Raw genomic sequence first — 17769 nt, forward strand, 5'->3', positions numbered from 1 at the left:
AAGGTAGGACAGGCGAGTGCAGACGAGCGGGGGGAGAGGCAATGGAAATAAATATGTGGGGTCAGGCAACGGGTAAGCTAAAAAAAGAGAGTTGAGGTAATCTCAACTCTTAGCTTGCCACTTTATCCACCACTTATTGCATTCTATGAAATACCGTTTACTCTTTTTATTGGGGTTGGGGGCCGTGGTGCCCGCTGTGCACGCCCAAACTGTGCCCGCTCCCGCGGCGGGGCTCATCGCCTCTTTGGAGACCAAGGCCTCGCGCTACACCACGGGCACGGGGCTGGTTACCTTTTTCTCCACGGCGCCCCTTGAGGACATTGAGGCGCTCAACTCGAAGGTGGGGGCCATTTTTGAGATGGCCACCGGGCAGCTGGCTTTCTCCATGCTCATGAGCGACTTCCAGTTCAAGAACGGGCTGATGCAGGAGCATTTCAACGAGAACTACGCCGAATCGGAGAAGTACCCGCGGGCCCGGTTTACGGGCAAGCTGCTGACCGTGCCCGACGAAGCCCAGCTGCGGAGCGGGCCCCAGCCGGTGTACGTGCAGGGCCAGCTCACCATTCACGGGGTGTCGCGCAAGGTGCGGGTGCCGGGTACGCTGCAGCTGCGCGACCACGACCTGGTGGTGACCTCCAAGTTTGCCGTGGCCCCGGCCGACTACCGCATTAAAATCCCGGCGCTGGTGCGCAACAACATCGCCAAGTCCATCGACGTGAGCGTGATAATGACCTGCCAGCCCACGCCGGCGCCCACGGCCAGCCGGTAAGCTCAACCGTAATAATATCTGCATATTCAATTGCCGCCCGGCCTGCTTTTAAAAAAGCGGCCGGGCGGCCTGTTTAAGGGACATGTGGAAAACTTCTATATTTTTTGCTTGCCCTCCCAAAACGGATGAGGTAATTTCCGGAATTGAATGAACCGAGGCCTCAGATTTCCGCAGGATTCTACGCTACTCTTTCTCATCTGACTTAGCTACTTGGCGTCGCGCACCCCCAGGGCCGACGGCTTTTTATACAGAAAAACCCACACCAAAACACTACCGGTATGCTAGTAATTAAACGCGACGGCCGCCGCGAATCCGTGAAGTTTGACAAAGTCACGGCCCGTATTGAGAAGCTTTGCTACGGCCTGCACATGGATTTTGTGTCGCCGATAGAAGTAGCTAAGAAGGTGATTGACGGCATCTACGACGGCGTGACGACCGTGGAGCTGGACAACCTCGCTGCCGAAACCGCTGCCTCGCTCACGACCAAGCACCCGGACTACGCCATCCTGGCGGCCCGCATTGCGGTGAGCAACCTGCACAAGGTGACCTCGAAGTCGTTTTCGAGCACCATGAAGCGGCTGTATACCTACGAAGACCCCAAGAACGGCGACAACGCCTCTCTGCTGGCCACCGACGTGTGGGAGGTGATTCATAAGAACGCCGCGACGCTGGACTCGGCCATTATCTACGACCGCGACTACAACTACGACTTCTTCGGCTTTAAGACCTTGGAGCGGAGCTACCTGCTGCGCCTGGAAGGCAAGGTGGTGGAGCGGCCCCAGCACATGCTGATGCGCGTGTCGGTGGGCATCCACAAGAGCGACATCGACTCGGTTATTAAAACCTACAACCTGCTGAGCGAGCGGTGGTTTACGCACGCCACGCCCACGCTGTTCAACGCGGGCACGCCGAAGCCGCAGATGTCGAGCTGCTTCCTGCTCACGATGAAGGACGACTCCATCGACGGCATTTATGACACGCTGAAAAACTGCGCGCTGATTTCGCAGAGCGCCGGCGGCATTGGGCTGTCGGTGAGCAACGTGCGGGCCACGGGCTCCTACATCAAAGGCACCAACGGCAACTCCAACGGCCTCGTGCCCATGCTGAAGGTGTTCAACGACACGGCCCGCTACGTGGACCAGGGCGGCGGCAAGCGCAAGGGCGCCTTCGCCGTGTACCTGGAGCCCTGGCACGCCGACATCTTCGAATTTCTGGACCTGAAGAAGAACCACGGCAAGGAGGAGATGCGCGCCCGCGACCTGTTTTACGCCATGTGGACGCCCGACCTGTTCATGAAGCGCGTGGAGGAAAACGGCGACTGGACCCTGATGTGCCCGCACGAGTGCCCCGGCCTCGACACGAGCTGGGGCCCGGAGTTTGAGAAGCTCTACACCCACTACGAGAAGACCGGCCGCGGCCGCAAGACCATCAAGGCGCAGGAGCTGTGGTTTGCCATCCTGGAAAGCCAGACCGAGACCGGCACGCCCTACATGCTGTTTAAGGACGCCGCCAACGGCAAGAGCAACCAGCAGAACCTGGGCACGATTAAGTCGAGCAACCTGTGCACCGAGATTATTGAGTACACCGACGCCGACGAAATTGCGGTGTGCAACCTGGCCTCGCTGGCGCTGCCCCGCTACCTCGTGACCGACAAGGCGGGCAACACCACCTTCGACCACCAGAAGCTGTACGAGGTGACCTACCAGGCCACGCTGAACCTGAACAAGGTGATTGACGTGAACTACTACCCGGTGCCCGAAACCGCGAAGTCGAACTTCCGCCACCGCCCCATTGGGCTGGGCGTGCAGGGCCTGGCCGATACGTTTATTGCCCTGCGCATGCCCTTCGAGAGCGACGAAGCCTCGGGCCTGAACAAGGACATTTTCGAAACCATCTACTTCGCGGCCATGACGGCCTCGAAGGACCTCGCCATCAAGGACGGGCCGTATGAGACCTTCCCGGGCTCGCCCCTGAGCCAGGGCAAGTTCCAGTTTGACCTCTGGGGCGTGACGCCCGAGTCGGGCCGTTGGGACTGGGAAAGCCTGCGCGCCGAGGTGGTGAAGCACGGCGCCCGCAACTCCTTGCTGGTGGCACCCATGCCCACCGCCAGCACCGCCCAGATTCTGGGCAACAACGAGTCGTTTGAGCCTTATACGAGCAACATTTATGTGCGGCGCGTGCTCAGCGGGGAGTTTATGGTGGTGAACAAGCACCTGCTGAAGGACCTGGTGGCCCTGGGCCTGTGGAACGACGGCATGAAGCAGGAAATCATCGCGGCCAACGGCTCGGTGCAGAACATTGCCCGCATCCCGCAGCACATCAAGGACCTGTACAAGACGGTGTGGGAGATTTCGCAGCGCCGCATCATCGACCAGGCCGCCGACCGTGGCGCCTACATCTGCCAGAGCCAGAGCCTGAACCTGCACGTGCAAAACGTGAACTTCGGCAAGCTCACCAGCATGCACTTCCACTCCTGGAAGCGCGGCCTGAAAACGGGCATGTACTACCTGCGCACCAAAGCCGCCGCCGACGCCATCAAGTTCACGGTGGAAAAGCAAGCCGCCGAAACCCTGGAGCCGATGGCCCTGGTCGAGCAGAACCAAAGCGACATGAGCTGCTCGCTGGATAACCCGGAGGGCTGCGAGGCTTGCGGGTCGTAAGAAAAGAGAATAATTTAGAATGCATAAAAAAGCCGCTCCTTTTATGGAGCGGCTTTTTTCTAAGCACAAGGCTGCATGTATTTAATGTATGTTGATGAAAGTGGGGACCCTGGAAAGTTCATGGGGAGCAATTCACCACATTACATCCTGAGCGGGTTAATCATATCGATAGATGATTGGAGCAATTCCATCGAACGGTTGATAAAGTTTCGAGAATCAATTCAGAAAAGCACAGGGCTCAGTAAGCGAGTCGAGTTGCATAGCAGTGAAGTAATTAGGCCGCACAAACTCGATGAATATAAAAGTATTCATAAGTCTGTTCGGGTACAATTGCTGAAAAGCTTTGTTGCTGAAATGCACAATTTCTTTCCCAATAGCAAGATTGTAAATATCTGCCTCGATAAGGTCACATTAACGCAATATGATGAATATCAAGAGGTGGCTTGGAAGCGCTTAATCCAGCGTTATGACACCTTTCTTAGGAAGACTAAATCGAAAGGCATCATAGTAGCTGATGACACTAATGAAGCTGCTTTGCGTAAGTTGATTCGCAAGATGCGGGTTTATAATCCAATCGAATCAAAATTCGGTGGAACTCATAACCCTGTGATAAATAATATCGTCGAGGATATATTCCACCGCTCTTCGACGCACTCTTACTTCATCCAAGCCGTCGATGTTATAGCGTACTGCTTGTACAGAAAAGAGTATCCAAAAGGCAGTTTAAAGAAGTTCGGATTCCAGTATCTATTCGATACGTTGGATGGATTGCTTCTTAAAGTTGCAGCTTCAAGTGACCCTCAAGGGATAGTTCGCCGCTAAAAAAAATGCCCCGGTTAAAAAACCGGGGACTTTGTCGTGGCCCAGCAGAGGCCACGGGGCCTAAGTGAGTCACAGTGCAAATATAACGTTTGTGGATAAATAATGGTTCTGTGTGGAAAACTTAAGCGAATTTCTTGGAACTTATAGTTAGAATCGATAAGCATTATACTTTTAATTCCTTCTTATCAGACGATTATAAAGCTAAATAGCTTCTCCAGCTGCCCCCGCCCGGGAGCGGCTGGTTTGTTTTTGGGGCGCGTAGGTAGCTTTGGGCTTTGCACCTTTTAGCTCCTTCCTGATGCGTACGTTTCTGCTGAGTGCCGTTTTCACGGCGATGGTTTCATTGACGGCCTTTGCCTCCCCGCCGAGCGTGGTGCTGGTGCAGTTTCATTATTTCGAACACGTCATAACCGTCACGCGCGGCGCAGGCAAAACAGAGAATATTCAAACACTGGCAAATTCTCCCAAGAACTACGCAGCCAATGCAGAACAGCTACAAACGCTATTTGCCAAACTTTACGAAGAAGGTTATGCACTTCAGTCTACTGCCACTAGTAGCGCGGGAAATAGTTCGACTGAAATAGTGAGCTATGTCTATGTCAAACCCTAGAGCAACTCAAAATTTGAGGGAGATTTCCGCTTCCCCAGCCGCCCCCGCCCCGGGGGCGGCTGGTTTGTTTTTGGGGTAGCCAAGTCCGCGGCAGTCATTAAATTCATTGCATGAAACCTGCTGCTTCCAGCCCAACCCCGAGCGACCCGGCGGCCGCCGTATTGGCCACCATCGAGCAACTGGAGACGCGCTTGCGCCTAGCCCAACTGGCCGCCGATGTCCCGGCGCTGGCCGAGCTGCTGGCCGACGACCTGCTGTTTGCCGACATGCAGGGGCGGCTGGTCAGCAAAGCCGAAGACCTGGAGGCGCATCGGTCGGGGCTGCTGCGGATAACGGCGGCGCGGCCCCTGCAGCAAATCGTGCGGGTCCTGAACGAGGCGACCGCCGTGGCTTCCGTGCTGGCCGATATGGAAGGCACCGCGGCCGGGCAGCCCTTCCACCAGCAGGTGCGCTACCTGCGGGTGTGGGCCCGGCAGGCCGGGCACTGGCAAGTGGTGGCCGGCCACGTGACCACCGTGGTGGTGCCCGAAAGCTAGCACTGGCTCAACCAGCGAGCGCGGCGGCTGCCGGCCGGGATTGGCACTTTCGTATCACTCAGCCGCTGCCGTTTCGGGCGCGGTTGGGGTGTTTTCGGGCTTTGGAATGACATAATCACCTTGCCTGCTTTCGGCCTCTCTACTGCCCGTTAATTCAGCAAGTAAAATCGATGCGCTACCAGACAACCTTGCGGCACAAAGAGGCATCAGAGGCGTGAGCAGCCAACCAAGGCTTTGCTCTCATGAGCCGCATGTTATCCGGCGCCCCTGCAAATGGCTTCTCGTACGATTGAAAACTCACCGTTGGTTTATGCCCGTATCGGGGGCGCGCTCTACCTGGTTATCATCCTGTTTGGTCTGTTTGCCGAAGGATTCGTGACCAGCAAGCTGCTGGTGTCGGGCGATGCGGCCGCCACGGCGCGCAACATTCTGGCTTCGCCGGGGCTGTGGCGCCTTTCCGTGGCCGGCAATCTGCTGGTGGTGCTGTGTGCCGTGCCCCTGCTGTGGATTGAGTACCTGCTGCTGCGGCCCGTGAGCAAAAGCCTGGTGCTGCTGGCGTTGTTTTTCAACCTGGTCTCGCTGGCGGTGGAGGCCATCAGCAAGGTGTTTCTGCTGCTGGTGATGCCCACCTTGGAAAGTGCCCAGTATGCCCAGGCCTTAGGGTCACGGCAGGTGCCCATGCTGGCCGACTTCTCCCTGAAGGCCCATGAAATCTCCTTCAACATTGCCCTCCTGTTCTTTGGCTTCACCTGCCTGGTGAATGGCTACCTGATTTTTAAGTCGGGCTACTTGCCAAAAGTGGTAGGCATCCTGATGCAGGTAGCGGGCGGGTGCTACGTGGTGGCTTGTTTGGCGGCTCTGCTTGCCCCGGCCCTCGCCGAAGCGCTGCTTCCTACTATTCTGCTGCCCTGCTTTATTGGCGAATTGTCGTTGTGCCTGTGGCTGCTGGTGAAGGGCGTGGATACCGTAAAATGGCACGCGCAAACGAGCCGGAGTGCGCCTCGTTTAGCTGCGGCCGGATAAGCTGCACGCGCCAGCGCAGTACCGTAGCCGGGTTCAAGGCGATACTTGGTAGGGGCTCTGGGGTATCGCCCAGCCGCTGCCACCCCGGGCGCGGCTGGGTTGTTTTTTGGCGAGAACTTGTTTTCTAGCCTGACCGTTATACTTTTGCAACAACAACACCCGCCACGCCTCTAGGTCTTATGACTCACGCGCACCAGGGCGGGTTTTTTGTTGTCCAAACTTTTGGAATTTGCAGTACCTCAAACCAGCCATTCCTATTGCACAACAGTTGGCTTTACTGAAAAGCCGAGGCTTGATAATTACAGATGTGGGCGAAGCGGAGCGAGCGCTAGCCCGGCTGAGCTATTACCGGCTGAGTGCCTATTTCCTGTCGTTTCAGACTCCAGGAGACTCCACCCACGCCTTTAGGCCGGGTATTACTTTCACCGAAACCCTTCGGCTCTATGAGTTTGATGAGGAACTGCGGTTGCTGGTGTTTCGGGCTACGGGCACAGTTGAAATTGCCTTACGAGCCCAGCTAGCTTACCACAACTCTTTGCTGCTAGGGCCGCACTGGTACGAAAACCCCGCGGCGGCGGTGAATGCTTACCGATTTCAGGAGAACCTAAACAACCTAGACAAGGAATTGGCGCGCGCTAGCGAGATGTTCCTCGACCACTACCGCGCAACGTATACCAATCCAGCCCGGCCGCCCAGCTGGATGAGCCTAGAAGTGGCGTCGTTTGGCTTAACGTCAAAGTTCCTCAACAACCTGCGGTCTTCCCCGGCGTCGGTGGCAATAGGGGCTTACTTCGGCGTGGACGAAATTGTATTAAAAAGCTGGACGCGGATGCTGAGTTACGTACGCAATGTGTGTGCCCATCACGCCCGTTTGTGGAATCGGACGCTGACGGTGAGGCCCAAGCTGCCGCGCCGCACATCCCACCGCTGGCTTGCAAATCCGCGCATTGCTGACGACCGGCTGTATAGCGTCTTGGCCATAGCTGCTTATTTGCTGACAACCATCGAACCAGCAGCGGGACGGCGCTTCAAAAACGACTTGCGTGCGTTGCTGCAAATCCATCCATCTGTACCAGTCACCGTCATGGGCTTTCCAGCAGACTGGGAGCAGGATGGTTTTTGGCAGTAGTACCGGAACTCCAGCTTCACCAGCCGCTCCCGCCCCGGGCGCGGCTGGTTTGTTTTTGGGGGTAGCTTGCGGAATGAAGCAGATAAGCGACCACCTGTATCAAGTCAGCCTGGGCATTGTGAACGTGTTTCTGCTGCAAGGCGACGGCCTTACGCTGATAGACACTGGTGTGCCGGGCAGCACGGAAAAGGTGTTGGCCGCTATCCGCAAAGGCGGCAAAAACCCGGAAGACATTCGGAACATCGTGCTCACGCACTGGCACCCGGACCACGCCGGCAATGCGGCCGAACTCAAGCAGCGCTTCAAGGCCCGCGTGTACGCCCACGCGGCCGAAAGCGACATTCTGGAGCAGGGCGGCGGCCCGCGGCCCCGTTACCTAACCCCCGGGCTGGTGAACTGGGTGGCTTTCCGGTTATTTATCAAAGGCATCAGCCCCCAGATTGCTCCCGTCATCGTGGATGAGCAGGTGCAGGACGGCGACGTACTGCCCCTGGCCGGTGGGCTGCGGGTGGTGCACACGCCCGGCCACAGCGCGGGCCACATGGCCCTGTTGGTGGAGCCGGACGGCGTGTTGATTGCGGGCGACATCTGCGCCAATGCCTCGGGCCTGGACTACAGCATCGTGTACGAAGACCTGGCCGTGGGCCGGCAAAGCATTCTGAAAGCCGCCGACTTATCCTTCGACCAGGCGGTTTTTGGGCACGGCGGCCCCGTGACGCAGCAGGCCAATGCCAAGCTGAAAGCGCGGTTCCAGCAGCCCAATCCCTTCGCCGGCAAACCCCTCAAGCCCGTCTAAGCTCCCGCAACTGAGTGTTTCGATTGGAACTGCGGCACTGGGGTGGGCTGGGTGGGGATAGATGTTTGGCGACGTGCTGGTTCAGATAGACAATGCATTGTACGTCAAGGCTGTATTGTCCAACTGGACATTAACATTTGCACTGGCGTACGCGTACACGCGCTATCACTCCCATTGCGCCCTAGGCGCCCCAAAGCCATGAACAAGCACTTGATGTACATACTCGCTGCAGGTTTGCTCTTGGGCGGTTGCAGCCAGGAAAAGCAAAAACAGCGCGAAGCTGACAACGCCCGCGAAGATGCGCAAAAAGCCCAGGCCGACGCCGACGCCGAGCGCGAGCGCGCCGTTGCCAAACAAATGCGCGCCGACGCCGAAACCAAAGCCCACGACCTCGAAAAGCACGCCGACGCCGTGAAAGACGCGGGCGGGAAAGGCACTACTAAAGTAACCGAAGAGCGCAAAACCACCCGCTACGAAACTGAGCGCAAGCGCCGCTAGCGCGACGCCCAGCCACTACCCGTTTTTGCCAGGTGGGCCCATACTTGCTGGGCCCGCGTAATATCTCCAGCCGCTTCCATTCAGGGGGTGGCTGCTTTATTTTTGGGGTAGCGGTCTAAGGCAGGATACTGCCAATCTCTATGAATGGTTTGCCGGCGGCCAGTAGCTCCAGAGCGGCCGGGAGAGTGGTGCGCAGTACTTCTTGCAGCCGCTCGTTAGAAGTGTTGCCGCAGGTGAGCCAGAGCACCTGAGGCGGTGGGCCAAACTGGTCGAGCAGGTGGCGGAAGACGGCGTCTTTGGTGAGCACCACGGCCCCGGCGGCTTTGGCAGCTTTGAAGATTTCTTCGTCCTCGGCACCGCGCAGACCCAGGTCGCGCAGGGCTACGGCTTGTACATCAGCAAAAGTCCACGTTAGCCACGCGGCGATGAGCGGCGAGAGGGTGCGCGTCAATCCAGAAGGTCATGCGGCGAGGCGTGGGTAGTCAATCTGGCGGGCGGCGTATTGCAAAGCGGCTTGCAGGTCGGGGGCTTCAAGGTCGGGCATTTCGGCCAGAATCTGCTCGGCGGTGAGGCCAGCGGCGAAGAGTTGGAGCACGTCGGCCACGCGAATGCGCATGCCGCGAATACAGGGCCGGCCGCCGCACTGGCGCGGGTTGGTGGTGATGCGCGAGAGCAAGGATTCCATGGGACTAAGATACTAGCGTTTCGATGGCCGCTTTCGCCCTGGGCGTAGCTAGCATGTTTTTGGGCTAGCTTGCTGCTCCTAGCCCGTACTAATACTGCCCCACAACTTGATGAAGGCACTGCTTTCCGAACGATTTGCCCTCCACGGGCTAATGGCCCTTCTCCTGGCTACATCGGTGTGTCACGTGCTGGTCGTGGCCGGCGTGATTCCCTTCGCCGTGGTGTGGGGCAGCAGGCTGCGCGACCATTCGCAGATGGTGACGTTTGAAGCCGTGTCCCTAACCGTTACCCTGCTCATGCTGGCGGCAGTGGCTGTGCAAGCCCGCTACGTGAAAATCAGGATTCCTCACCGGGTAATGACCGTGGTTTTCTCGCTGATGTTTCTGCTTTTCCTGGCCAATACCGCCGGCAACCTCGTGTCGAAGAATGAACTCGAGAAGCTGATTTTTACGCCCATGACGCTGCTGCTGACGCTTTTTAGTCTGCGGGTTGCAGTGGGCAGCGCCCCCGGCCGGGCCGGATTAGGGGTCGCTGGAAGAGGAGCTTAATGCTGGGGCAATTGGGCTGAGTTAATCCAAGCTGTTCGTCGAATTAGCGTGGCCAGTCATTCTGGGCACTGGAGGTGGCTGTTTGATTTTTGGGGTAATAAGCCGCTTTTTGAAAAACACGACCACAAAAAAGCCGTTGTGCAACGCAGAGCATTGCACAACGGCTTCTGAAAGCTGGGGATTCCGGGCTAGGCGGGCTGGGCATACACGCGGGCCAGGTGCTCGGGCAGCGTGACAGGGGCCCGGCCCAGCAGCTGCTGGAAGGTGTCGCTGGGGTGGTTGAACTCGTTGTTGCGCATGGCCTCGGTCATGCCCACCAGCATCTGAACCACGGGCTCGGGCGTGTGCTGAGCGCGTAGGCCGGCGGCCATGTCCTCGAGCGAAACCGGGACGTACTGCACGGGCTGGCCGGTGGCAGCGCCGAGGGCAGCGGCCACGTCAGCCATGGAGTAGGCCGGGGCGGGGGCAATGTCGTAGGTTTTGTTTTCGTGGCCGGCGCTGGTGAGGGCGTTGGCCAGCGCCTGGGCAATGTCGGCGCGCAGCGGGAAGGCTACTTTGCCGTCGCCCACCGCCGAGTATAGGAGGCCGGTTTGCGCGGCATCGCCCACCAGCATCGGCACCAAATCGAGGTACAGGCTCACGCCAAAAATGGTGTAGGTGAGGCCCGAGGCTTTGAGGTAGGCTTCGGTTTCAAAGTGGCTGGCCGCGGCGGCAAAGGTCGAGTTGGGCGACGGCCGCAGCATGCTGGTGTACAGCAGGTGCGGCACGCCGGCCTGCTGGGCGGCGTCGATGGCGCGGCGGTGCTGGGCGGTGCGGTCTTCCAGGTCGCTGCTCGAAATCAGCAGCACTTTGTCGGCGCCCTGGAAGGCGGCTACCAGGGAGGCGGGGTCGTTGTAATCGCCTGCCCGAACCTGCACGCCCAGGGCGTGGAGCGCAGCGGCTTTATCGGGGGTGCGGGCCAGGGCCACAATGCTGGTGGGCGCTACGCCGGCGGCGAGCAGGGCTTCGATGGTGGCGTGGCCAAGGTGGCCGGTGGCGCCAGTGATAACAATCATGGGCTGATAATTAAAGGGTAGTTACTTTTGGTAACTCAAAAGTATTTACCTGGTTTACCTTCCACAAGAAGGCACCTCCAGCTACCTAAGGTACATGAACATAACCGTTGCTGACCCTCAGCCCCATGCAGTGGCTAAGGCGCTGAAAGAAATTATGCAGGTCCCGGAAAACGGAGGGGGCATTTGCCCCGTGCGCGACGTGCTGGACCGCATCGGCGACAAATGGTCGCTGCTCATCATCCTAAACCTGGGCGCCGAAGAAAACCTGCGCTTCAACGAGCTGCGCCGCCGGGTAGAGGGCATCTCGCAGCGCATGCTCACCGTCACGCTCCGCAACCTGGAGGCCGACGGCCTGGTGGGCCGCACGGTGTATGCCGAAGTGCCGCCCCGGGTAGAATACCGCCTCACCGACCTGGGGCGCAGCCTGGCCGGGGCCGTTATCGGGATTGGCAACTGGGCCAGCCAGCACGCGCCGGCCATTGCGGCGGCCCGGGCTCGGTTTGCCGCATAGAGGCGGGAGAGCCAGAGCTGCCAGGTTGCCGGCCGTTGCGCCGGGCGCGGCTGGCTGTGTAGCCGGACTAAGCCAGCACCTGCAGGCCGGCTTTGCGGTATTGGGCCAGCAGCGCGGCGGGGGCGCCCGGGTCCGTGACCAGCGTGCCGACCAGCGACAGGGGCGCAAATTGAAAGTATTTGTCCTGCTCCAGCTTGCTGGAGTCGCAGAGCAGGTACACGTGGCGGGCCGCGGCGGCCGCCGCGAGGCTGATGGAAGCTTCGTGCTCGCTGTTGGCGCTGAGGCCCCGGCCGAGGGAGAGGCCGTCGACGCCCAGGAAGGCCTTGTCGACCTGGTAGCGCCGGAGTTGCTCGGCGGCCACGAGGCCGTGCATGGCCTGCCGCTCGGCATCGACTTCGCCCCCGGCCACCACCACTTGCACTGCCGAGCCCGCCAGCTCGAAGAGCACGGGCAGCGAATTGGTGACCACCCGCAGCTTGCGGTGGCGAATGAGCCGGCACAGCGGAAACGTGGTGCTGCCGCAATCGATAAACAGGGTGTCGCCGTCGGTAATCTGGGCCGCGGCCAGCCGGCAGATGTGTTCTTTCTGGGCCAGGTGGGCGGTGGCTTTGCGGGCGAAGGCCACCGGGTCTTTGGCCACGCGGGGCAGCACTGCCCCGCCGTGGGTGCGCACCACCAGGCCCTTGGCGGCGAGCTGCGCCAAATCGCGCCGGATGGTGATGGGCGTGGTCTGGAGCTGGCGGGCAAGGTCGGCCACTTCCACGCTGCCGTGCTCGTCCAGAATAGTCAGCAGGTGCTGCTTGCGCAATTGGAAATTCATTCTGCTGGTGTTACTTACCTCAAGTAATCACAAATAAACAGAAATGAACACAAACGAACAAGTATCCATGCTCAACGAACACATTCGCCTGCGCGAACAGGAGGTTCTGTCCGACAACTGGTACACGCTGCGCAAAATAACTTTCGACTACCAGCGAAAAAACGGCACCTGGGAAACCCAGTCGCGCGAGGCCTACGACCGCGGCAACGGCGCCACCATTCTGCTGCACAATCCCGCGGCCGATACTGTGGTACTCACCCGCCAGTTTCGCCTGCCCACCTTCGTGAACGGCAACCCCACGGGCATGCTCATCGAAACCTGCGCCGGCCTGCTCGACGACGAGCACCCCGACGCGGCCATTATCCGCGAAACCGAAGAAGAAACCGGCTACCGCCTCACCGCCGTGGAGAAAGTGCTGGAAGCCTACATGAGCCCCGGCTCGGTGACCGAGCGCCTGTACTTCTACCTGGCCGAGTACTCGCCCAGCACCGAGCGGCTGGCAGGCGGCGGCATTGAGGAAGAGGAAATCGAGGTGCTGGAGCTGCCCCTGGCCCAAGCGCTGGCCATGGTGGCCACCGGCGAAATCCAGGATGGCAAAACCATTATGCTGCTGCAGCACCTGCGCCTCAAGCAGCTCACGGCTCAACTTCGCGCTGCGACCCATCGGGAGGCGGTGAAATAAAAAACCGGGCCGCTGCCAAGACGGCAGCGGCCCGGTTGCGCTTGCGGTAGCTGGCCGGGACTATATTTGATTTTACCTCACTTTCACCTCCCTACCCATGCTGAAGCTCCTGATGAGTGTTGTTTTTACGGTGATGATTTCGCTCACTGCATTCGCTACGCCGCCCAGTGTGGTGCTGGTGCAGTTTCGTGGGTACCAGCAAGATATTACGGTCACGCGCGGAGCTCAACAGACGGAAAGAATAAAGGCTCCCTCGGTCCTCGATAAAAACAAAAACGCCAGCGTCGAACAGCTCCACGCGCTGTTTGCCAAGCTGTACCAAGAAGGCTACACCCTGCAGAATAGCTCCGTAACTGGTTCTGCCGACGCCCGGGCCGAACTGGTGACTTACGTTTTTGTGAAGCCCTAGCAGGGGCCGGGTCGTTGGGCTAGGGGCGCACCAGCCCAAACCGCCCGGCTGGCACGTCCAGAATCACGGCGTGCTCGCGAAAGGGCTCGTTGCCGAGCATGCCGCCCATGCCGGAGAAGCGCATCAGCAGGTTTTGCATCAGGCTGGTGCCTTCCATGTACGTGACGGTGCGCAGCGGCAGGGCGGCGGGGCCCAGCTGAAGCGACGCGGCTGTGGCCACCGTGTGCGCCGTCAGGGTCTTGTCCCAAGACTTTACGGGGACGGTGTGCACGGGCGCTTGGGGGCGGGCCAGCTCCTGCCACGTGGCCTGGCTGGTGAGCAGCGTGAAGGCACTGGTGCCCGAGTCGAAGAGCAGCTGCCGGGGTTCGCCCTGTAGCTGCATGCTCAGCAGCACGCGGCGGTTGGTGAAGGCCAGGGGCACGAAAGCGGTGCGGTGGGTTAGGCTGTCGGGCACGCGGGTATCCAGGCTGAAGCGCTGGCGGGCGTAGTCGAGCACCAGCACCCGGCCGTCTAGCACGTCGGCCCCCAGCGTGCCGATGATGAACGGGGCAGTGCTATCGGCGGGCAGCGCGTCGGCTCCCCGCGGCATCACCCGGACCCAGTGCGCCTGCACCTGCCCCCGGCCCATGGCGAAGCGGAAGTTGTGCAGCGTATCCGAGGGGCTGGAGCTGCCGAAGGGGAGGGCCGGGTAGCGGGCCTGCAGCGCCGCCAGCGGGCGGGCGTAGAGCACCGAGTAGGGGGCGCCCGTATCGAACTGCAGGTAGCAGGTGTGGGGGCAGTTCGGCAGCTGCACCGGCACCAGCAGCCCGGCGTGCGGCATGGCCCGGCCAGCGGCGGTATCGGCCAGCCAGGTAAAGGCGCACGAGGCGGGCAGCCTCGACACCACCAGCTGATTGGCTGGCGGCAGGAACCGCTGGCGCATGTAGAAATAGCCGCCGATGCCGCCGGCGACGAGCAGCGCCAGCACAGAAAGAATGACTTTGAAAAGAGGCTTCATGGAAGGAAATGAGCAGGTGGTTTGGTGGCCCAAAACTATCGGGCACCTGGCCCGAAACCCTGCGTCATTTTACCGCCATTTTGCCGCCACTTGAGCTAAAGCACTGATGGATAAGGGCAATGATTTTTGTGGCCTGCGCCTACAGCCGGAAGCGGTATAGGTCGAGGCGGCCCCGGCGCAGCTGCAGCTGGTAGTAGGCCAAGGTGAGTGCATTGGCTGCGTAGGTGAGCCCCAGTACGGCAAAGTATAGCCCGGGCAGCGCGGTGTGGAAGTAGCGCTTCGCCACCATCTGGCACCCCACCGCGAGCAGGAAGGCGAAGAAGCAGCCCACCTGCCACAGCACCTGGAAGCCCAGCACCCGGCGGCCCAGGTCGGCGGCGTGGGCTACCTGGTGGCGGGTGCGCCACAGCAGCCACGGCACCACAAGGTTGAGCAGGGGCAGCAGCAAAAAGCTGAGCGCACTGAGGTTGAGCAGCTGCAGAAACTCCGGGTCATGGCGTAGGGCGGGCGGCGCGGGGGCGGCCAAGCTGGGGGCAGGAGGTGCTTTGGTTTCGGCCGGCTCGGGGGCGTCCCGCAAGTCGTCGAGGGGCACGTTGAGGGCGGCCGCCAGGGCCTGCACCGTGTGGCCGCGCGGCACGGAGTCGCCTTGCTCCACTCGCTGAATGGTGCGGAGGCTCACACCGGACTGCTCGGCCAGCACTTCCTGCGACAAACCTTTGCTTTTGCGGAGAGCCGTGATGCGGGCAGCAGAAAACATGGAGCTGAGTAGGAGGGTAGGATTAAGAGTATGAATAGGTGCCTGCCGCCTTTGCTGCGGGCTGCATGCTTGGTCAAATGCGCGGCCGCACTTACGAATTGAGCTAAAAGCCGCGCATGGGACAGAGAATCAATTAATAACTAAGTGCCCCAACACCCCGCTTAGTAACAAATATATAGCGGTGCGCCAGCCCAATTGCAGCGTTCCTGTAGCGCCTTGAGGGCCTTTAGGTCAGCCGTTGAGCGGTTCCTGACGTATCCGTTGCCATGATTATCCGTGAGAAAGACAATTGGCTGCGGCTGCTCTTCGTGTGGCACGGCTCGGTGCTGCCCCAGATTCTGCCGCGGTTGCTGGCGCTGTTACTGCTGTCGGTGGCCGTGGTGGTGGGCCACGGGCAGCTGTTTCACTATAAAATTCCGCTCAATGCCTCGGCCTTCACGCTGTTTGGCATCACGCTGGCCATCTTCCTGGGCTTCTACAACAACGCCAGCTACGACCGTTTCTGGGAGGGCCGCAAGCAGTGGGGCGCCCTGCTGAACACCACCCGCTCCTTGGCCCGGCAGGCCATCACCCAGAGCGGCCAGCCCACCGGGGCCCCGGCCACCGCGCACTTCGTCCGGCTGCTCATCGCCTTCACCTACGCCCTCAAGCACCAGCTGCGGCACACCGACGCCACGGCCGACCTGGCCCGGCTGCTGCCCGCGCCGCTGGCCCAGGCCGTGCAAGGCGCCACCTTTAAGCCCGTGCTGCTGCTGCTGGAGCTGGGACGCTGGGTGCAGCACCGTAAAGCCGCCGAGGAGCTGGACTCGAACACGCAGCTGGCCTTCGACCACAACTTCAACCAGCTCTCCGACATTGTGGGCGGCTGCGAGCGCCTGGCCGGCACGTCCATTCCCTATACCTACAGCGTGATGCTGCACCGCACTACCTACCTCTACTGCTTCCTGCTGCCCTTTGGCCTCGTCGACAGCATCGGCTGGATGACGCCGCTCATCGTGGTGTTTGTGGGCTACACCTTCATGGCCCTCGACGCCATAGTGCGCGAAATCGAGGAGCCCTTCGGCACCGGCCCCAACGACCTGGCCTTGAATACCATGAGCCACATGATTGAATCCACCCTGCTGGAAATGATAGGGGAGCCGGCTCCCGCGCCTCCGGTACGCCAGAGCGCCTACCTGTTCGATTAGAACGGCCCAGCGGGCTGCCCCGCGCCGGGCCTAGGTGCGAATGGCAACCGTGAGGCTGCTGAGCCACTCGTACGCGGCCGCCAACTCGTCGAAGATGGCCACCTGGGGCCGCCGGTCGATGAAAGCGGCCATGAGGTTGACGTTGCCGCGGCAGCTCAAGAGCGGGCTGTTCACCCAGGCCACGTAGTTGAGGCCGTTGCGCGCCGCCTCGGGCAGGTAGTCGTAGGCCACCCACCGGGCCAGCTCCCAACTGGTTTCCGTGATGTGCGTGTTGTCGTTGAGGATTTTGCGGGCCCCGGTCTGCTGCAGAAGCACGGATATCTGGGCACAGGCGGCTTGCACCAGCTCAAGTGCTTGCGGGCCTTTCCAGTCCAGGTAAAGCCACGCGTTTTCGTCGTCGTAATGCGCATCGAGAACTTCGGAAGCGAGCAGAAGGTCGAGAGCCATAAGCCGAACAATCAAGTGGAAACAAGCTGTAAAGATACGGCCTGCCTCTTGAAATACAGGCGCTTCCGGTTAAATTGCAATTGTTGGGCTGGCCTGCGGGAATGGCGCGTCACGAGAGCAGCCAGAAGATAAATTGACGACTAGCTTCGCAGCAGTCATGCCGCCTCCGGCTCGGAGGTTATTGGGCGGTTAGCGTATACACCGCTTTCGCACCCGCTAAGGGTTCTGTTTCTTTTCTATGATTCCGCTCATCACCCAAACGCCCCGCCTCATCATCTTGGCGGCCAGTCGCGCGCTACTCACGGCCGAACTGCATAAGCCTCAGTATTTTCCGGTGCTGCTGGGTGCTGCCATGCCCGCCGACTGGCCGCCCGGCGAGTACGACCGCGAGGCCATGCACTATTTTCTGGAACAGCTCACCGCCGGCGGGCGCGACTCGGCCGGGTGGTTTGGCTGGTACGCGCTGCGCAAAGCCACCGACGACACGCCCCGCACCCTCATCGGCACGGGCGGCTTCATGGGCCCGCCCGATGCGGAGGGTACGGCCGAAATCGGCTATTCCATCTCGGCCGACTGGCGCCGGCAGGGCCTGGCCACCGAGCTAGTGAGTGGGCTGGTGCAGCAGGCTGCCGCTACGGGCATGGTGCGCCAGCTGGTGGCCCACACCGAGACCGAAAACCTGGGCTCGCAGCAGGTTCTGCTCCGCAACGACTTTGTGCTGGCCGGCCCCGCCGCCGATGCCCGTCTGCGCTTTGAGCGCGCCGTGGCGCCCGCCGCCGACCCCGCGCTGGGCGCCGGTGGCGCGTAGCGGCTCCCGTGGTGCGGCCCC

General features: G+C 60.5%; 22 protein-coding genes. 15 read left to right on the forward strand and 7 right to left on the reverse strand.

Going from position 1 to position 17769, the window contains the following annotated elements; genetic code table 11:
• Positions 1 to 145: 145 nt before the first annotated feature.
• The 9 genes from LJ738_RS13860 to LJ738_RS13900 all read left to right on the forward strand — a co-directional run bounded on the left by LJ738_RS13860 (position 146) and on the right by LJ738_RS13900 (position 8843).
• The gene (locus LJ738_RS13860; protein WP_227787018.1) at positions 146 to 769 is read left to right on the forward strand and encodes a YceI family protein; all 624 of its coding nucleotides are present in this window, start codon (positions 146 to 148) and stop codon (positions 767 to 769) included.
• A 278-nt stretch (positions 770 to 1047) separates the two neighbouring features.
• On the forward strand, positions 1048 to 3429 hold the full coding sequence (locus tag LJ738_RS13865) for a ribonucleoside-diphosphate reductase subunit alpha (RefSeq protein WP_227787019.1): 2382 nt from the start codon (positions 1048 to 1050) through the stop codon (positions 3427 to 3429).
• Positions 3430 to 3504: 75 nt separating this feature from the next.
• Entirely contained in the window at positions 3505 to 4251 is a 747-nt protein-coding gene (locus tag LJ738_RS13870) for a DUF3800 domain-containing protein (RefSeq protein ID WP_227787020.1), read from the forward strand.
• A gap of 298 nt (positions 4252 to 4549) precedes the next feature.
• On the forward strand, positions 4550 to 4861 hold the full coding sequence (locus LJ738_RS13875; RefSeq protein ID WP_227787021.1) for a hypothetical protein: 312 nt from the start codon (positions 4550 to 4552) through the stop codon (positions 4859 to 4861).
• 110 nt (positions 4862 to 4971) lie between these two features.
• Positions 4972 to 5397, forward strand: coding sequence for a nuclear transport factor 2 family protein (locus tag LJ738_RS13880; protein ID WP_227787022.1), 426 nt, complete (start codon positions 4972 to 4974; stop codon positions 5395 to 5397).
• A 273-nt stretch (positions 5398 to 5670) separates the two neighbouring features.
• Positions 5671 to 6420: a DUF4386 domain-containing protein gene (locus tag LJ738_RS13885; RefSeq protein WP_227787023.1), complete on the forward strand. Its 750-nt coding sequence runs from the start codon at positions 5671 to 5673 to the stop codon at positions 6418 to 6420.
• A gap of 229 nt (positions 6421 to 6649) precedes the next feature.
• A complete protein-coding gene (locus tag LJ738_RS13890) occupies positions 6650 to 7549 on the forward strand; it encodes an Abi family protein (RefSeq protein ID WP_227787024.1) in 900 nt (299 codons plus the stop codon).
• A 73-nt stretch (positions 7550 to 7622) separates the two neighbouring features.
• Positions 7623 to 8345 carry an MBL fold metallo-hydrolase gene (locus tag LJ738_RS13895; RefSeq protein WP_227787025.1) on the forward strand — a complete coding sequence of 241 codons (723 nt, stop codon included), beginning with the start codon at positions 7623 to 7625 and terminating at the stop codon, positions 8343 to 8345.
• Positions 8346 to 8543: 198 nt separating this feature from the next.
• A complete protein-coding gene (locus LJ738_RS13900; RefSeq protein ID WP_227787026.1) occupies positions 8544 to 8843 on the forward strand; it encodes a hypothetical protein in 300 nt (99 codons plus the stop codon).
• Positions 8844 to 8958: 115 nt separating this feature from the next.
• On the opposite strand, the gene LJ738_RS13905 is transcribed toward LJ738_RS13900, so the two are convergent.
• Both LJ738_RS13905 and LJ738_RS13910 read right to left on the reverse strand, forming a co-directional pair.
• Positions 8959 to 9294, reverse strand: coding sequence for a DUF5615 family PIN-like protein (locus LJ738_RS13905; protein WP_227787027.1), 336 nt, complete (start codon positions 9292 to 9294; stop codon positions 8959 to 8961).
• 9 nt (positions 9295 to 9303) lie between these two features.
• Positions 9304 to 9528, reverse strand: a complete 225-nt coding sequence (locus LJ738_RS13910; RefSeq protein ID WP_227787028.1) for a DUF433 domain-containing protein — start codon at positions 9526 to 9528, stop codon at positions 9304 to 9306.
• A 151-nt stretch (positions 9529 to 9679) separates the two neighbouring features.
• Between LJ738_RS13910 and LJ738_RS13915 the strand changes: the two genes are divergently transcribed.
• A complete protein-coding gene (locus tag LJ738_RS13915) occupies positions 9680 to 10075 on the forward strand; it encodes a hypothetical protein (protein WP_227787029.1) in 396 nt (131 codons plus the stop codon).
• 188 nt (positions 10076 to 10263) lie between these two features.
• Here LJ738_RS13915 and LJ738_RS13920 read toward each other — a convergent pair whose 3' ends face one another.
• Positions 10264 to 11130, reverse strand: coding sequence for an SDR family oxidoreductase (locus tag LJ738_RS13920; RefSeq protein ID WP_227787030.1), 867 nt, complete (start codon positions 11128 to 11130; stop codon positions 10264 to 10266).
• A gap of 94 nt (positions 11131 to 11224) precedes the next feature.
• On the opposite strand from LJ738_RS13920, the gene LJ738_RS13925 reads away from it, so the two are divergent.
• Positions 11225 to 11641, forward strand: a complete 417-nt coding sequence (locus tag LJ738_RS13925; RefSeq protein ID WP_227787031.1) for a winged helix-turn-helix transcriptional regulator — start codon at positions 11225 to 11227, stop codon at positions 11639 to 11641.
• Positions 11642 to 11708: 67 nt separating this feature from the next.
• On the opposite strand, the gene LJ738_RS13930 is transcribed toward LJ738_RS13925, so the two are convergent.
• Positions 11709 to 12461, reverse strand: a complete 753-nt coding sequence (locus tag LJ738_RS13930) for a DeoR/GlpR family DNA-binding transcription regulator (RefSeq protein WP_227787032.1) — start codon at positions 12459 to 12461, stop codon at positions 11709 to 11711.
• A gap of 43 nt (positions 12462 to 12504) precedes the next feature.
• Between LJ738_RS13930 and nudK the strand changes: the two genes are divergently transcribed.
• Both nudK and LJ738_RS13940 read left to right on the forward strand, forming a co-directional pair.
• A complete protein-coding gene (gene nudK / locus LJ738_RS13935) occupies positions 12505 to 13143 on the forward strand; it encodes a GDP-mannose pyrophosphatase NudK (protein WP_410779923.1) in 639 nt (212 codons plus the stop codon).
• 97 nt (positions 13144 to 13240) lie between these two features.
• The gene (locus LJ738_RS13940; protein ID WP_227787033.1) at positions 13241 to 13552 is read left to right on the forward strand and encodes a hypothetical protein; all 312 of its coding nucleotides are present in this window, start codon (positions 13241 to 13243) and stop codon (positions 13550 to 13552) included.
• 19 nt (positions 13553 to 13571) lie between these two features.
• On the opposite strand, the gene LJ738_RS13945 is transcribed toward LJ738_RS13940, so the two are convergent.
• Both LJ738_RS13945 and LJ738_RS13950 read right to left on the reverse strand, forming a co-directional pair.
• On the reverse strand, positions 13572 to 14549 hold the full coding sequence (locus LJ738_RS13945; protein WP_227787034.1) for a hypothetical protein: 978 nt from the start codon (positions 14547 to 14549) through the stop codon (positions 13572 to 13574).
• Positions 14550 to 14688: 139 nt separating this feature from the next.
• The gene (locus LJ738_RS13950) at positions 14689 to 15306 is read right to left on the reverse strand and encodes a helix-turn-helix domain-containing protein (RefSeq protein ID WP_227787035.1); all 618 of its coding nucleotides are present in this window, start codon (positions 15304 to 15306) and stop codon (positions 14689 to 14691) included.
• 266 nt (positions 15307 to 15572) lie between these two features.
• Here LJ738_RS13950 and LJ738_RS13955 point away from each other — a divergent pair, with 266 nt between their 5' ends.
• Entirely contained in the window at positions 15573 to 16493 is a 921-nt protein-coding gene (locus LJ738_RS13955; protein ID WP_227787036.1) for a bestrophin family protein, read from the forward strand.
• 30 nt (positions 16494 to 16523) lie between these two features.
• Here LJ738_RS13955 and LJ738_RS13960 read toward each other — a convergent pair whose 3' ends face one another.
• The gene (locus LJ738_RS13960) at positions 16524 to 16940 is read right to left on the reverse strand and encodes a hypothetical protein (RefSeq protein WP_068189882.1); all 417 of its coding nucleotides are present in this window, start codon (positions 16938 to 16940) and stop codon (positions 16524 to 16526) included.
• Between the two features lie 238 nt (positions 16941 to 17178).
• Between LJ738_RS13960 and LJ738_RS13965 the strand changes: the two genes are divergently transcribed.
• Complete coding sequence (locus LJ738_RS13965) at positions 17179 to 17748, forward strand: GNAT family N-acetyltransferase (RefSeq protein WP_227787037.1); 570 nt, start codon at positions 17179 to 17181, stop codon at positions 17746 to 17748.
• The last annotated feature ends 21 nt before the right edge of the window (positions 17749 to 17769 follow it).

The organism is Hymenobacter plasmatis (assembly GCF_020711255.1).
GTDB lineage: Bacteria > Bacteroidota > Bacteroidia > Cytophagales > Hymenobacteraceae > Hymenobacter.